Consider the following 14,612-nt stretch of genomic DNA (forward strand, 5'->3'; position numbering starts at 1 on the left):
GGCCAGGACTCCTGGCTTTGGGTGGTATCCTGAGGGAAGGGACGGATATGCTTGAGAAGCTGAAGCAACTGGAAACCGAGTACCAAGCCCTGGAGGCGCAGCTGGGAGATCCGGGCGTCCTCGCGGACCCCAAACGCTACCGCGAGCTCAGCCGTCGCTACGCGGAGCTGGGCGAGATCGTCCGCGTCTACCGCGAGTACACCAAGACCCTGGACGACCTCGAGCAGGCCCAAGCCCTCCTCGACGACCCCGAGCTCGGGGAGATGGCCCGCGCCGAAAAAGAAACGCTCGAGGCGCGGCGAGACGAGCTCGAGCGCGAACTCGAATTGCTGCTTCTCCCCAAGGACCCCGTGGACGCGAAGAACGCAATCGTCGAGATTCGCGCCGGAACCGGGGGGGAGGAGGCCGCGCTTTTTGCCGGGGACCTTTACAACATGTACGTGCGCTACGCCGAACGGCTCGGCTACACGGTGGAGGTGCTGGACAGCCACCCCACCGACCTCGGCGGCTTCTCCAAGGTCGTCTTCCAGGTGAACGGCAGCGGGGCGTACGGGGTCTTCAAGTACGAGTCCGGCGTGCACCGCGTACAGCGCGTGCCCGCGACCGAGACCCAGGGACGCATCCACACCTCCACCGCGACCGTCGCGGTGCTGCCCGAGGCGGAGGAGGCGGACTTTGAGCTGGACATGTCCGAGATCCGCATCGACGTGCAGCGCGCCTCCGGCCCGGGTGGCCAAGGGGTGAACACCACGGACAGCGCTGTGCGGGTGGTGCACCTCCCCACCGGGATCATCGTGACCTGCCAGGACTCCCGCAGCCAGATCAAAAACCGCGAGAAAGCCCTCACCATCCTGCGCAGCCGCCTCCTCGAGATGAAGCGCGCCGAGGAGGAAGCCAAGCTGCGCCGCACCCGCCTTGCACAGATCGGGACCGGGGAACGCTCCGAGAAAATCCGCACCTACAACTTCCCCCAGTCCCGCGTCACCGACCACCGCATCCACTACACCACGCACAACCTCGAGGGCGTCCTCGCCGGCGAGCTGGAGGAGTTGACGAACGCCCTGAAGAAAGCAGACCAGGAACGCATGCTCGAGGAGCTGAACCAAGAGGCGCATGGACGGGCTTAGACGCGAACTCCTGGTAGCCTCCGGAATCCTGATGGACTCGAGGGGACGGGTGCTGCTGGTCGCGAACGACTGGGGGCGGCGCGGGCGGGTGCGGTACACGCTACCTGGGGGAGTGGTCGAGCCGGGCGAGACCGTGGTGGACGCGGTGGTGCGCGAGGTGCGCGAGGAGACCGGGCTGCGCGTGATGCAGATGGAGCACCTGGCCTACGTGGTCCAGGTTGAGGATAAGCGCAAACGCGAGCGCACCGTGGTCATGACCTTTAAGGTGCGTTGGGACGGCCTCCTGAACCCCCGCGACCCCGACGGCCACATCGTCGAGGCTCGTTTTTTCGACCTGGAGGAGGTACGGGAGCGCCTCTCCACCCACACCCCCCTATCCGAACCCCTCCTCTACTACCTCGAGACCGGCTCGGCCGGGCGGTTCTACGCGTACACCGGATGGAGTACGCGCGGCCACCGGGTGTGAGGCCGGACCGGGTATAGTGTTCCAAGCGAAACCGCCGGGCTGGTCCGGAATGCGGGGGGAGTGAGCCGTGGAGCACACGAGCGTGGAAGACCTGATGCGCGCAGGCCGTCTTGAAGAAGCCTTCGCCCGCGCGATGGCGGGTGAGGCGGGACCCATCGAGGCCATCCGGGCCGCGATGGACCTACGCGAACTCGTTTGGGCTAAACGCTACGCCGAGGCCCTGCGTTTCCTCGAGATGGAACGCCGGACGCTGGAGCCATACCTGGACGTGGACCGGTTGGGCGCGGGCCTCGAGGCCTTTCGCGCCGGCGGTTCGGTCGAGGCGTACCTGGACGACCCCCTCTTGGGCGGGGAGGCTTGGGTGCTCGAGGGACTCCGCCGCGTGGAGGCGGGGGATCTCGCTGGGGCGCGCGCGGCCTTCGAGCAGGCGGTGGCCCTGGACCCGCGCCACTACCGCGCCGTGACGAACCTCGCGAACACCTACCTCGAGGCGGGAGAGGTGGAGGAAGCGATCCGGCTCTACAGGAAAGCCATCAAGCTGAACGAAGCGTACCCTGAGGCCCACGAGAGCCTCGCTGCGGCGTACCGCAAGCAGGGCAAGCTGCACGAGTCCGTCACGCACTTCAAGCGCGCGCAGCGCCTCCGCCTGCGGCCCCGGCAGGGCCCCCGAACCGGAAAAGAACCGGCGCGCCCCGGGTTGTTCGGCGGTCGCTGGTGGGTTTGGATCATCCTGATTGTTGCGGCGTACCTGTTGTTGAACCGTTAGGAGGCCCCCGTGGAGTTTTCCGGAAAACACGCGGTGATCACCGGCGCTTCGAGCGGGATCGGACGGGCGATCGCCCTCGAGCTCGCCCAGCGCGGCGCGCACCTGCACCTGGTGGGGCGCGACCCAACCCGGCTCGAGCAGGTGGCCGAGGCCGCGCGAGCGGCGGGCGGAACGGCTCGCGTGTACCGCGCGGACCTCGCGGAGGACGCGGCCCTCGAGGCCCTCGCGCGCGACCTGGCCGCTTTGGAGCGGGTGGACGTGCTGGTGCACAGCGCGGGGGTCGTAGCGCTTGGGCCGGTCGCCACGGCCCCGGTAGAGAAGCTGGACTGGCAGTACCGCGTCAACCTTCGCGCCCCCTTCGCGCTGACCCAGGCGTTGCTGCCCGCCCTCGAGCGCGCGCGGGGCCAGGTGGTCTTCATCAACTCCGGGGCGGGCCTCCGCGCGAACGCGGGGTGGAGCCAGTACGCCGCGACGAAGCACGGCCTCAAGGCCCTCGCGGACGCCTTGCGGGCCGAGGTCGCGCCGCGCGGCGTGCGGGTGATCAGCGTCTACCCGGGCCGCACCGCGACCCCCATGCAGGCCGAGGTGCACCGCGCCGAGGGGAGGGCATACCACCCCGAGCGGTTCGTGCAGCCCGAGGATGTGGCGCTGGAGGTCCTCGCGGCCTTGAGCCTCCCGGCGCGGGCGGTGGTGACGGACCTCTCCATCCGCCCGGCCGTCGGGTAGTGCACGGCGCGACGCGGGGCGGGCGACGACGGGGGTAGACTGGGTAGGAAGGAGGCGGTATGCGGCGCGAACCCCGGATCGGTGAGGTGGCCAGGGCGCTGGGCTTGAGCCCCAAGGCGATCCGCTACTACGAGGCGATCGGGCTGCTGCCCCCGCCCCGGCGGACGCCCGCAGGGTACCGCGTGTATGGGGAGGCCGACCTCGAGCGCCTGCGCTTCGTGCAGAAGGCCAAGGCCAGCGGGTTGACGCTCTCGGAGATCCGCGAGGTGCTTACGCTTTGGGAGGCCGGCACGCCGCCGTGCGACCGGGTGCGTGCGCTTTTGGACCGGAAGATCGCGGAGGTGGAGGCTGAGATCCGGGCGCTCCTGGCCTTCCGCGCGGAGCTGCGCCGCTTGCGGAGGGCCGCCTCGAGGCGCGGCCGGGAGCAGGCTGTGGTCTGCGCGATCCTCGAGCGGACGGCTGGGTAGGGCTTGACCTTCCCGCTGAGGGGAAGGTGTAGGGTCGCCTTAAGGGAGGCGACCCTACATGATGGAACGAGTGCAGCCCATCAACGCACTTCGACGAATTCCTGGAGCGCGCCTGTGCCTCGTGGTTCGGGGATTGGGGGTGGCGGATGGCCGCGCGAACGCCTGAGCGAGTCGAGACCCTCCGGTTCAAGGTCGGGGGGATGTCCTGCTCGTTCTGTACCGAGACGATCCGCAAAGCGTACGCCCGCACGCCGGGCGTGCTCGAGGTGCACGTCAGCCTGGCGCACGAGGAGGTCCTGCTGCGCTACGCACCGGACGCGGTGCAGCCCGAGGCCCTCGAGGCCCTGCTTGTGCGCCTAGGGTACACGGTGCGCGACCCCGATAAGGTTAAAGCGTACGAGGAGCAGCAGCAGGAACTGGTGCGCGCCCAACGCAAGCTGCATTGGGCGGCGGTTTTCACCGGAGCGAGCGCGCTGTTGATGCTTTTGGCGTGGTTACGCGCGGTGCCCGCCCCCCTCCTAGAGCCCGTGATGCTCGTGGCGATGCCGGCGTTTGCGGTAGCGACCGTCTTCGGGGTGGGGGGGTACATCCTTCGTAAGGCGTTCTACTCGCTTGTGCGGGGTATTCTGAACCAACACGTTCTCCTGGAGCTCGGGGCGCTCTCGGGTCTGGTGGGGGGGGTGCTGGGTCTCGTGGGGCGGTTTTACGGCGTTGAGGCGCTACGCTTCCCCGCGGCGGATTTCTTTGGCGTGGCGACCTTCGTGACCACCTACCACATCCTTTCGGAGTACACCTCGCTTTTGGTGCGCGTACGGGCCTCGCGCGCGGTGGAGAAGCTGCTCTCCCTCCAGCCTGACACGGCACGGGTCGTCCGGAACGGGAGGGTGGTCCTACTCCCAGTGGATGAGGTGCGCGTGGGGGACCGGGTGCGGGTGCGGCCGGGGGAGGCGATCCCGGTGGACGGCCGGGTCCTCGAGGGGCGCTCCGGTGTGAACGAGAGCCTGGTCACGGGGGAGGCGATCCCGGTGGAGAAAAGGCCGGGGGATGAGGTGGTGGGCGGCTCGATCAACCAGACGGGCAGCCTGCTCATCGAGGTGACCCGGGTCGGGGAGGAGAGCTTCCTGCGCCGCGTGGCCCGGTACATCGAGGAAGCCCGGGCCATGAAGCCCGGGATCCTCCAGCTCGTGGATGTGGTTCTGAAGTACTACGTGCCCGGCGTGCTGGGAATGGCGCTCCTGGGGTTTGCGGTCTGGACGCTCGGGGCCTGGGTCGTGACCGGGCAGCCGGACGTGCCCCGCGCGATCTTCGCGACCCTCGCGGTCTTCGTGATGGGGTACCCCTGCGCCCTGGGCATGGCAACCCCCCTCGCGATGATTCGGGGCGGGGGGTTGGCCGCCGAACGGGGCATCCTGATGCGTTCGGCCGAGGCCTTCCACGCCCTGAACGTGGTCCAGAAGGTCGTGTTCGACAAGACCGGAACGCTCACCAAGGGCAGGCCCGAGGTGACCGATGTGTGCGCCTACGGTGTGATGGAAGATACACTCCTGGGCCTGGCGGCCAGCGTGGAGGATGCCTCCGAGCACCCCTTGGCCCAAGCGGTCGTGGCCCATGCACGTGCAAAGGGCGTGGAGCCTAGACTCGCCGCCGCCTTCGAGGCGATCGTCGGGAAGGGGGCGCGGGCGGTCGTCGAAGGACGGGCGGTGCACGTCGGCAGCCCTGCGTACTTCCAGGAGCTTGGCGCGGAGCTGAACGCGGTGGCGCGGGACCTCGAGCGCTTTCAGAACGAGGCCAAGACGGTCATCCTGGTAGGTACGGAGGCCGGGGGGCGCCTCGAGGTGCTCGGCCTCCTCGCGATCGCCGACACCCTGAAGGCAGACGCCCATAAGACCGTGCAGCGGCTGAAGGTGTTGGGGCTGGACCCCATCATGATCACCGGGGATCACCGCCGCACCGCCGAGGCCGTCGCGCGGGCCGTGGGGATCGAAGAGGTCCTGGCCGAGGTGCTGCCCGATCAGAAGGCCGAACGGGTGCGGGCCCTGCAGCGACAAGGGGTGCGGGTGGCCTTCGTGGGGGACGGGATCAACGACGCTCCAGCGCTCATGCAGGCCGACGTGGGGATCGCGATCGGCGCGGGGACCGACATCGCCATCGAGTCCGCTGACGTGATCCTGACCGGCGAACGGCTTTGGGGCGTGATCGAGGCCTACGAGATCGGCCGGAACGCGTACCGCAAGACCGTGCAGAACCTCGCGCTGGCCTTCAGCTTCAACGGGGTGGGGGTACCCGCGGCGGCCACGGGGCTCGTGCACCCCGTCTGGGCCATGATCGCTATGGTGGCCAGCGTCAGCGCGGTCCTCCTGAACTCCTTCGGCGGTCGGCTCCTCTCCCGTGTTCAGCACCTCGGGCTACGGCCTGCCGCGGCCCCTTCTGTAACGCGGGTGACACTCACCTCGAGGGCGATCGGGTGCGAGCGGTGCATCCGCCGTATTGCCAAGGCCCTCCTGGCCATGGAGGGCGTTGAGGCCGTGGAGGGGGACGCGACCGCGAAACGGGTCACGGTGACCTACCGCGCGGACCGCTGTTCCGAAGAAGACCTCCGCGCCCGGATGCGCGCGATGGGGTACCCGGTGGAAGCGTGAGCCTAGGGGAAGGGGCGTGCCTCTTGCCACCGCACGCGCTCGCCGTCGAAGTGCCCGATCAGCTCGAGCCAGCCCCGCGCGAGGCCCTGGGGGGGTGGGGGCAGCGCCTCGGGCACGAACCGGAGCCTGACGCCGTCGAAGAAGGCGACGACCCGCACCAGGCCACCGGCTTCGGGCGCGGACTGTACCGCGAACAGACCCCCCTCGCTCAGCCAGGCCTCCACGTCGCCGCTCGAGCCCGCGCGCACCAGGACGGCCGGCCCCCGGTAGTACGCCCAATCCGGCGGCTCGAGGACCTGGACTTGCTGGGCTACGAACACCCGGCCGCGCCAGTATCCCTCGGCCTGAATGAGCATCCCCGGGGCTGCAAGCGAAAGCCACGGGGCGTCGCCCTCCACCCGCGTGCTGCCGAGCAGCAGCGTACGGCCGTCATTCACCGTGACCCGTGCCACCAGGCTTTGCACCTCGCGTGCCCGTTCCGGAGGTTCGGGTTCGGGAGAGGGGGCAGGCTCAGGTTCCGGGGTGGGGGCGACCGGTGGGGCTGGTGGAGTGGGTGGGGCGGGCGCGGTCGGCGCCGGTGGGGGGCGCTCGGGCACCGGGGGGGTGGGCGTGGCCAGCGCGCTCCCCATAACGATAAAGAGCCAGAGCCCGCTAAGCCTCCGCACGTCGCGCCTCCACTTCCCGCGCCGTGCCCTTGGCGCGCGGCAGCACCAGCCGGGCCTCGAGGCCGGGCTCGGCGCGCCTGAGCTCGAGCCGACCTCCGAGCGAGCGCGCGATGTGCTGTACCAGTGCAAGCCCCAGCCCCAGCCCGTCTGTGCCGCGGTGAGCGCGGAAGAATGGTTCGGTGATCCGCTCCAGCATCTCCGGGGCGACGCCCGGCCCGTAGTCGCGAACTGTGATCGTGACCTCCGTGGTGTTCGCGTCGAGGGTGCAGTCCACCGGCCCCGGCGCGTACTTCAGGGCGTTGTCCAGCAGGTTACCTAGGGCTTGCTGGACGAGGTGGGGTTCGCCGAGTAGGGCGAGGGGGGCGAGGGGCGGGGTTGAGCGGACGCGGGCGCGCGCCGGTGGGGGCAGGGCCGCGAGCGTCCGCTCGACCAACGCCCACGCGGAGAGGGGCTCGAGCCGGGGTGGGGCGGTGCGGGTGAGAGCTAGCAGGCTGCTCAAAATGCGCTCCATGCGCTCCAGGGTGGATTTGAGGGTGGGGATCACCCGCTCGGGGGGCAGTAGGCCCAGCTCGAGGGCCTCGACCTGGGCGCTCAGGGTGGTGAGGGGGGTGCGGAGCTCGTGCGAGGCGTACCGGGTGAAGGCCCGCTCGCGTTCGATGAAGGCTTGAAGGGCTTGGGTCATGCGGTTGAAGCTCTCGGCGAGGTGCCGAAGCTCATCGTTCCCGGGCGGTGGGGGCACGGGTTCGGGAAAGCGCTGGCGGGAGAGCTGCTCCATGGCGCGGGTCAATCCCCGGATGGGGCGCATCAGGTAGCGCGCGAGCAGCGCCGCGAGGAAAAGAGCGAGAAGGAGGGTGAGGGGCAGGACCCACAGGCTGGTGCGCAGGTACTCCCCGAGGGCGCGGCGGACCTCGAGGGCCTCGAGCGCGACCTCGAGGCGGTACCCGTTCGTGAGGGAGAGGGTGTACCGGGCCCAGTCCGGCGCGGCTTCGGGGAAGCGCCCGCCATACACCAGGTACACCCGTCCGTCCTTGGTGAGCCGGGCCCGGCCATTGCTCCAGCGACCGTAGAGCTCCGGCACCCGGTCGGGACGCCACGCGGGCCTAAGGCCCTCCAGGTCGATGGCTCGAGCCGTGTCCTGCGCGAAGCGCTCGAGGTCCTGCGTCAGGGCGTCGCTCAGCGTCCGCTTGAAGGAGAGGTACCCGGCCCCCGTCTGCACTCCCACGGCGAGGAGCATGGCGGCGGTCATGCCGAGGAACAACCGCGTGCGCAGGTTCATGGGTCACACCCCTAGCCGGTACCCTCCCGGTACGGTCTCGATCACCTGCGGGGCCAGCTTCTGGCGGAGGCGGTGCACGTACACCCGCACGATGCGCGGCCCGGAGGTCGTGCCCGGGAAGCACCGCTCCAAGAGCTCCTCGACGGTGAAGGTTTTCTCCGGGTAGAGCGCGAAGTGCTCGAGCAGCGCGAACTCCTTCTCGGTGAGGACGACCGATCGCCCGTCGTAGCGCACGCGGCGGGCGGCGAGGTCCACCTCGAGGGGGCCCCGCACGAGCCGGGACTGCTTGGTTTGCGCTTCGCGGCGCAGCAACGCCCGTACGCGGGCTAGCAGCTCGCGGAGGGCGAAGGGCTTCACGAGGTAATCGTCCCCGCCGAGGTCGAGCCCCGCCACGCGGTCCTCGAGGGCGTCCCGGGCGGTGAGGAACAGGATGGGGCCCTGGTACCCCGCCTCGCGTAACTGTTGGGCGAAGACGAAGCCGCCGTTCTCGTCCTCGGGGAGCATCACGTCGAGGATCGCGAGGTCGGGCTCGCCGTCCGTCAGGGCTCGCCAGGCCGCCTCGAGGTCCGGGGCCCAGGTGACCGCGTACCCTTCGCGGGTGAGGAGGGCGCGGAGGGGCTCGGCGACCGTGGGTTCGTCCTCTACGAGCAGGATCCGCATGCCCTTCTCCTTCCTGGACGCGGCCGCGCCTTGGCCTCGAGGGTAGCCGCAGGCGGTAAACGGGGGGTTAACGCGCGGCGACGGCCTTCCCCGGCCGTTCATCCAACACAGCGTCCGGGATGGCCTCGAGGGCGCGCTGCACGAGCTCGGGGCCCGCGGTGGGGTCCAGCAGGCCTTCCGAGAGCACGCGCCGGAAGCGGCGTCCGCCGGGCGCGCCCTTGAAGAGGTTCAGCAGGTGGCGGGCGATGCGCCGTAAAGGCACGCCCTCCATGAGGCGCGCCTCGATGTAGGGCAGCATCGCCATCACCACCTCGCGCCGGCTGGGGGCGCGGTCCAGGCCGAAGACCTGCTGGTCCGCTCCGGCCCACGCCCACGGGGTCTCGTACGCGGCGCGGCCGATCATGACGCCGTCCGTGTGCTCGAGGTGCGCCATGGCGGCGTCGAGCGTGCGCACACCGCCATTTAGAACGATCGTGAGTTCGGGGAAGTCCTGCTTGAGCCGGTACACCTCCCCGTAGCGCAGGGGGGGCACCGCGCGGTTTTCCTTGGGGGAGAGGCCCTGGAGCCAGGCCTTGCGGGCGTGCACGATGAAGACCGTGACCCCGGTCTCGGCCACAGTCTCCACGAAGCGGGCCAGGTGACGGTACTCGTCGAGGTGGTCGATGCCGATGCGGTGCTTGACCGTGACCACGGGCGCGGCCTCGCGCATCGCCCGGGTGATTTCCCGCACCCGCTCGGGGTCCGCCATCAAACACGCGCCGAACCCGCCCTCCTGCACGCGGTTTGAAGGGCACCCCACGTTCAGGTTGATCTCGTCGTACCCCCACGCGACCCCGATCCGGGCGGCCTCAAAGGCCAGGTCGGGGTCACTCGAGCCGATCTGAAGCGCGAGGGGATGCTCCTCAGGGTGGAAGGCCAACAGCCGAGCGCGGTCCCCGTGGATCAGGGCGCGGTCCACGACCATCTCCGTGTAGAGCCGGACCTTCCGGCTAACCTGGCGCATCAGGTAGCGGAAGTGCCGGTCGGTCCAGTCCATCATCGGGGCGATGGACAGGGTGTGCGGGTTGGGAGGCGGTGCGTGCGGCATGGCGCAGGCGTTACACGCGCACCTCTTCGGGCGCCTTCCGCTTCGGCTCGCGGAACTCGATCTGCTCCCACTCGCCTTCCTCGATCACCTCGAGGTTCGGGTTTTGCGCGCGGAAGTACGCGACCACCTCCTGCACCAGGTCGTCCGGGGTGGAGGCAGCGGAGGTGATCCCGACCGTGCGCACGCCCGCAAACCACTCGGGGCGGAGGTCCTGCGCGGTATCGATCCGTTCCGCGCGGCCCACCAGGTTCCGAGCGAGCTCGAGGAGGCGCATCCCGTTCGAGGAGTAGTTGCTGGTCAGGACCAGGAAGAAATCCACGTGCGGCGCGATGCGTTTCACGGCGTCCTGGCGGTTTTTGGTGGCGTAGCACAGGTCGTCCCGGCTCGGCACGACGAGCTTGGGGAAGCGCTCGCGCAGGATCGCGATCGTCTCGAGGGTGTCGTCCACGCTGAGGGTGGTCTGCGTGAGGACGACCACCCGGTCGGGGTCCGGGACCTTCACGGTGCGGGGGTCCGCGAGGCGGGGGTCCTTGCCCACGTGGGTGTGCACCGCGACCAGGATCGTGCGGTCCGGCGCTTCGCCCATCGTGCCCTTGACCTCCTGGTGGTCGGCGGAGTCGCCGATCAGGAGGATCCAGTACCCTTCGCGCGCGTAGCGCTTGGCCTCGGAGTGCACCTTGGTGACGAGGGGGCAGGTCGCGTCGATCTGCCACAGCCCCATCTCCGCGGCCTGCCGGCGCACCGTGGGAGGGATGCCGTGCGCGGAGAACACCACGGTATCGGCTAGGCGGCGCTCCTTGCGCAGCGCCTCGATCTCCTTGAGGTCCTCCACGAAATGCACGCCGTACGCCTCGCGCAGGCGGCGCACCACCACGTCGTTGTGCACGATAGAGTGGTAGACCACCAGCTCTCCCTGGTCTTTAAGCTCCCGCGCGGCCTTCTCCACCGCCTGGATGGCCATCACCACCCCGGCACAAAACCCCCGCGGTTTGGCCAGGTAGACCCGCTCGACCATGGGGCTCATTCTACCCTCTGGGCCGGGCGGGCGCTACACGGCGGCGTACCGCCCGCCCGGCAGCGCCTGGGCGAGGCCCTTGAGCTCGAGGGCCGCGAGGCCCGCGAGCACCTCGCCGGCCGTGAGCTGTAGCTCTTCCGCCAGCTCGTCCGGTAGGGCTTCGCCCGCCGCGCGCAGTGCCGCGTACAGCCGGGCCTCCGCCTCGGTAAGCTCGGGCCGGAGCGCGGGGGTTGGAGCGAGGTTCAGGGCTTCGAGGACCTCTGCCGCGTTCGTGACGAGCCCCGCGCCTTCCTGGATCAGCCGGTTGGGGCCGGCCGCGCCGGGGTCGGTGGGGCGGCCGGGCACGGCGAGCACCTCCCGGCCGAGCTCGAGGGCCAGCGCGGCGGTGATGAGCGCCCCGGACTTTGGAGGAGCCTCCACCACGAGCACGGCCCGGGCCAGGGCGGCGACCACGCGGTTACGACGGGGGAAGTACTCGGGCCGGGGGGGTTCGCCGAAGGGCAGCTCGCTCACGAGCGTGACGCGCTCGGCGAGCGCCTGGTTCTCCCGGGGGTAGATGCGGTCCAGCCCGCTGCCCAGGACCCCCACGGTGAGTCCGCCGCCCTCGAGGGCCCCCGCGTGGGCTTCGGTGTCGATGCCGCGCGCGAGGCCGGAGATGACCGCCACGCCGGCCTCGGCCAGGGCGCGGGCGGTTCGGCGCGTCCAGGCCTTGGCCCAGGGGGAGGCTCGGCGGGTTCCCACGATCGCGACGCTTTGCTCGTAGGGGGGCAACGCCCCCCGCACGTACAGCACGAGCGGCGGGTCCGTAAGGTGGCGCAGCGCCTCGGGGTAGTCCGCCTCCCACAACCCCAGGATCCGCGCGCCGTGGGCTGCCGCCTGGGCTCGAGCGCGCTCGGCGACGCCGTCGGCCAGGGTTTCGGCGTACGCCGCGGCGATCCGGGGGCCCAGCACCGCCCGGACGCGCTCCGGGGAGGCCGCCCCCTCCTGAAAAGCCCGCATGAACCGCGCCGGGCCAACGCCAGGGGTTAAGGCCAGGGAGAGCCAGTCCACATCATGAGTATAAAAGGAGGTGCCCGCGGGAACGGTTCGGGTGAACCGGGCCGGAGGTTGCGGCTATACTGAGTCGATGACGAACGCGAAGACCTACTCGGGGTTCGTGGCGATCGTGGGCAAACCCAACGTGGGCAAGTCCACCCTGCTCAACACGATGCTGGGGGTCAAGGTCGCCCCCATCACCCCCAAGCCCCAAACCACTCGCAAGACGGTGCGCGGCATCTACACCGAAGGCAACCGGCAGATCGTGTTCGTGGACACGCCCGGCCTGCACAAGCCAGCGGACGCGCTCGGGGAGTACATCAACGAGCAGGTGTACGAGGCCCTCGCGGACGTGAACCTGATCCTGTGGCTGGTGGACCTGCGCCACCCCCCCACCGACGAGGACCGCCTCGTCGCGCGGGCCCTCGAGCCGCTCGTGGGGCGGGTGCCGATCCTCCTCGTGGGGAACAAGGTGGACGCGGCTAAGTACCCGGACGAGGCCCTCGAGGCCTACCGCGCCCTCCTGCCCCAGATCGAGGAGGTGCGAACGCTCTCCGCCTTGGACGAGCGCGACGTGGCCAACCTCCGCGCGGAGATCCTGGCTCTTTTGCCCGAGGGGCCCTTCTTCTACCCGGACACCTTCACGCGCAGCGACCAGCCGCCCGAACAGTGGGCCGCGGAGATCGTGCGAGAGGAGGCGATGAAGCGCCTCCGGGAGGAGGTCCCGTACGCGGTCGCGGTCAAGGTGGAGACCTTCGAGGAACGGCCGAACGGGGTGGTGTACATCCAGGCCGTCCTTTACGTGGAGCGCGAGGGGCACAAGGCGATCGTGATCGGCAAGCAGGGCCGCATGCTCAAGGAGATCGGGCGGGCGGCGCGCAAGCAGCTCGAGGTCTTCCTGAACCGCAAGGTCTACCTGGACCTCGAGGTGCGGGTGTACCCGAACTGGCGCAAGGACCCCGAGGCGCTCCGCGAGCTCGGGTACGAGTAACGGGCAAACCCCCATCATGAACTTCACTACATATACTGCGTCCCCTACGCTGTAGGGTTAGCTAACGGAGGAGGCATGCCCTGGCTACTACCCAAATCCATCACTCCGGAGGCCGACGAGTGGCTCGAGCGCTGGCTGGGTGAACTCACCGAGCGCCTCGCGGACCCCGCGACCGACCGGAACGCCCTGGTGGCGGAGATCCTGAGCGAGGTGCTCTATGCCCGGCCCTACGAGGAACTTAAGGAAACGGCGCCCCTGGCAGCCTTAGCGCTGGACCCGCGGAACGTCACCTTCGAGGCGGAGTACTACGCGGCGACCGACCCCGAGAAGTTCGCGCGCGTCAAGCCGCTCCTTTGGCTGTGGAAGACGCTCGACCTCACGCCCCTAGGGCAGTCCATCCACTCGGGGGTGCGGATCCGCCGGGCGCTCGCGCCCTTTATCTTTAAGCGCGTGGGCAAAAACCCCAAGTTCTTCCAGAACGTGGAGTTCAGCGTGGGGTACAACCTCGAGCTCGGGGACGACGTGGTGGTGCACCGGCACGTCCTGCTGGATGATATCGGCGGGATCGTGATCGGGGACGGCGCTTCGATCTCGGACTACGCGAACATCTACAGCCACACCCACCACGTCCTGGCCTCCCCGGACGTGACCTTGAAGCAGACCATCATCGGGAACGGCGTGCGCATTACCTACCACGCCACGGTCCTCGCCGGGGTGCGGATCGGGGACGACGCGATGGTAGGGACCGGCGCGGTCGTGACCCGGGACGTGCCCCCGCACGCGATCGCGCTGGGTATCCCGGCGCGCCCCCGGCGCTACAAGGTGCGGCACGACTGCCCCTACTGCCGCGCGGAGGCACCTCACCCCTCGGACGAGGTGCCGAAACTCCCGGACCGCAAGCCCAACCCCGACTACCCGGACTTCCTGCCGCCGGGGTTCGGCACGCGCGAGGCCTGACGGGACCGCAAGGCCCGGATGAGTTCCTGCGCCCAGATCACGACCTCCCGCGCGGTCTTGCGGGAGGTCGCTCGGCTCAGGTCGTAATCGGCGCGTTCCCGCAAGCGCTCGGCCTGGCGCACCCGGCGGGCCCAGGCCGCGAGGTCCGTGCCCTCGGCCTCCTCGCTGAAGGTGCGGAGCAGGGCCTTGCGGTGCGGGAAGCTGCGCCCGGCCTCGAGGTAGTACGCCACCAGCGCCCAGTGCATCGCGTAGTACGCCCGGCTCAGGCTAGCGCGCGGGCTGTGCCCGAGGAGGAGCCGGGCCGCCTGGAGGTCCTCCTCGGCCCGCCGCCAGGCTTCGTGGCGCAGCTCGAGGGGCATGGTCTCAGGCGACCGTGACCTCGAGCCGGTCCGGGTAGAAGGCCAAATACCCCGCGATGGGCTGCGCGTCGGGCTGGTCGGGCTCCGGGTAGCTCCAAGCCGCGTTCTCCGCGGTGTGGTCCCCCACGCGGACCGTCCAGTAGCGGGCGAGGCCCTTGTAGGGGCAGCGGGTTTGGTGGTCCGTGGGGGTGAGGTACTCCATGCGCACGTCGCGCGGCGGGAGGTAATAGACCGGCGGCAGGCCGGTCTCGTGGAGGACCAGCGCATGGGTGGAGTCCGCCACGACCGTACCGTTAAACCGAACCGTTACCCGGCGCGCTGCGGGTTCCACGCGGAGGCGCTTCATGCCTTTACTGTACCCGCGCAGCGCGCCGGG

At 69.8% G+C, this 14,612-nt stretch carries 16 protein-coding genes; 8 read left to right on the forward strand and 8 right to left on the reverse strand.

The genetic code is table 11. The features are described 5' to 3' along the window. The first annotated feature begins 47 nt into the window (after positions 1–47). The 6 genes from prfA (at position 48) to MARKY_RS02810 (ending at position 6,191) form a co-directional block, all read left to right on the forward strand. Positions 48–1,127, forward strand: coding sequence for a peptide chain release factor 1 (gene prfA, locus MARKY_RS02785; RefSeq protein ID WP_041657785.1), 1,080 nt, complete (start codon positions 48–50; stop codon positions 1,125–1,127). Continuing rightward, positions 1,114–1,593 carry an NUDIX hydrolase gene (locus MARKY_RS02790; protein ID WP_013703349.1) on the forward strand — a complete coding sequence of 160 codons (480 nt, stop codon included), beginning with the start codon at positions 1,114–1,116 and terminating at the stop codon, positions 1,591–1,593. Before prfA ends, MARKY_RS02790 begins: the two co-directional genes overlap by 14 nt. Before the next feature lie 67 nt (positions 1,594–1,660). Beyond that, positions 1,661–2,359: a tetratricopeptide repeat protein gene (locus tag MARKY_RS02795; RefSeq protein WP_013703350.1), complete on the forward strand. Its 699-nt coding sequence runs from the start codon at positions 1,661–1,663 to the stop codon at positions 2,357–2,359. Between the two features lie 9 nt (positions 2,360–2,368). Further along, complete coding sequence (locus tag MARKY_RS02800; RefSeq protein ID WP_013703351.1) at positions 2,369–3,085, forward strand: SDR family oxidoreductase; 717 nt, start codon at positions 2,369–2,371, stop codon at positions 3,083–3,085. 59 nt (positions 3,086–3,144) lie between these two features. Continuing rightward, positions 3,145–3,552: a heavy metal-responsive transcriptional regulator gene (locus tag MARKY_RS02805; RefSeq protein ID WP_013703352.1), complete on the forward strand. Its 408-nt coding sequence runs from the start codon at positions 3,145–3,147 to the stop codon at positions 3,550–3,552. A 146-nt stretch (positions 3,553–3,698) separates the two neighbouring features. Continuing rightward, on the forward strand, positions 3,699–6,191 hold the full coding sequence (locus MARKY_RS02810; RefSeq protein WP_013703353.1) for a heavy metal translocating P-type ATPase: 2,493 nt from the start codon (positions 3,699–3,701) through the stop codon (positions 6,189–6,191). A gap of 2 nt (positions 6,192–6,193) precedes the next feature. Here the strand turns inward: MARKY_RS02810 and MARKY_RS02815 are convergent, their stop codons facing one another. The 6 genes from MARKY_RS02815 to dprA form a co-directional block, all read right to left on the reverse strand. Next, a complete protein-coding gene (locus tag MARKY_RS02815) occupies positions 6,194–6,655 on the reverse strand; it encodes a hypothetical protein (protein ID WP_052297147.1) in 462 nt (153 codons plus the stop codon). 187 nt (positions 6,656–6,842) lie between these two features. Beyond that, a complete protein-coding gene (locus tag MARKY_RS02820) occupies positions 6,843–8,132 on the reverse strand; it encodes a HAMP domain-containing sensor histidine kinase (protein WP_013703355.1) in 1,290 nt (429 codons plus the stop codon). A gap of 3 nt (positions 8,133–8,135) precedes the next feature. Next, entirely contained in the window at positions 8,136–8,792 is a 657-nt protein-coding gene (locus MARKY_RS02825) for a response regulator transcription factor (protein WP_013703356.1), read from the reverse strand. 67 nt (positions 8,793–8,859) lie between these two features. After that, entirely contained in the window at positions 8,860–9,879 is a 1,020-nt protein-coding gene (gene dusA, locus MARKY_RS02830; protein ID WP_013703357.1) for a tRNA dihydrouridine(20/20a) synthase DusA, read from the reverse strand. 10 nt (positions 9,880–9,889) lie between these two features. Beyond that, complete coding sequence (gene ispH, locus MARKY_RS02835) at positions 9,890–10,894, reverse strand: 4-hydroxy-3-methylbut-2-enyl diphosphate reductase (RefSeq protein ID WP_041657786.1); 1,005 nt, start codon at positions 10,892–10,894, stop codon at positions 9,890–9,892. 33 nt (positions 10,895–10,927) lie between these two features. Beyond that, complete coding sequence (dprA, locus tag MARKY_RS02840; protein ID WP_041657787.1) at positions 10,928–11,944, reverse strand: DNA-processing protein DprA; 1,017 nt, start codon at positions 11,942–11,944, stop codon at positions 10,928–10,930. Between the two features lie 76 nt (positions 11,945–12,020). Here dprA and era point away from each other — a divergent pair, with 76 nt between their 5' ends. Further along, complete coding sequence (era, locus tag MARKY_RS02845) at positions 12,021–12,920, forward strand: GTPase Era (protein ID WP_013703360.1); 900 nt, start codon at positions 12,021–12,023, stop codon at positions 12,918–12,920. Positions 12,921–12,995: 75 nt separating this feature from the next. Continuing rightward, positions 12,996–13,877 carry an acyltransferase gene (locus MARKY_RS02850; RefSeq protein ID WP_013703361.1) on the forward strand — a complete coding sequence of 294 codons (882 nt, stop codon included), beginning with the start codon at positions 12,996–12,998 and terminating at the stop codon, positions 13,875–13,877. On the opposite strand, the gene MARKY_RS02855 is transcribed toward MARKY_RS02850, so the two are convergent. Both MARKY_RS02855 and MARKY_RS02860 read right to left on the reverse strand, forming a co-directional pair. After that, on the reverse strand, positions 13,832–14,236 hold the full coding sequence (locus MARKY_RS02855) for a HEPN domain-containing protein (protein WP_013703362.1): 405 nt from the start codon (positions 14,234–14,236) through the stop codon (positions 13,832–13,834). The two genes, MARKY_RS02850 and MARKY_RS02855, sit on opposite strands and share 46 nt — an antisense overlap. A gap of 4 nt (positions 14,237–14,240) precedes the next feature. After that, the gene (locus tag MARKY_RS02860) at positions 14,241–14,582 is read right to left on the reverse strand and encodes a DUF427 domain-containing protein (RefSeq protein ID WP_013703363.1); all 342 of its coding nucleotides are present in this window, start codon (positions 14,580–14,582) and stop codon (positions 14,241–14,243) included. Positions 14,583–14,612 lie beyond the last annotated feature (30 nt).

The organism is Marinithermus hydrothermalis DSM 14884, assembly GCF_000195335.1.
Classification (GTDB): Bacteria; Deinococcota; Deinococci; order Deinococcales; family Marinithermaceae; genus Marinithermus; species Marinithermus hydrothermalis.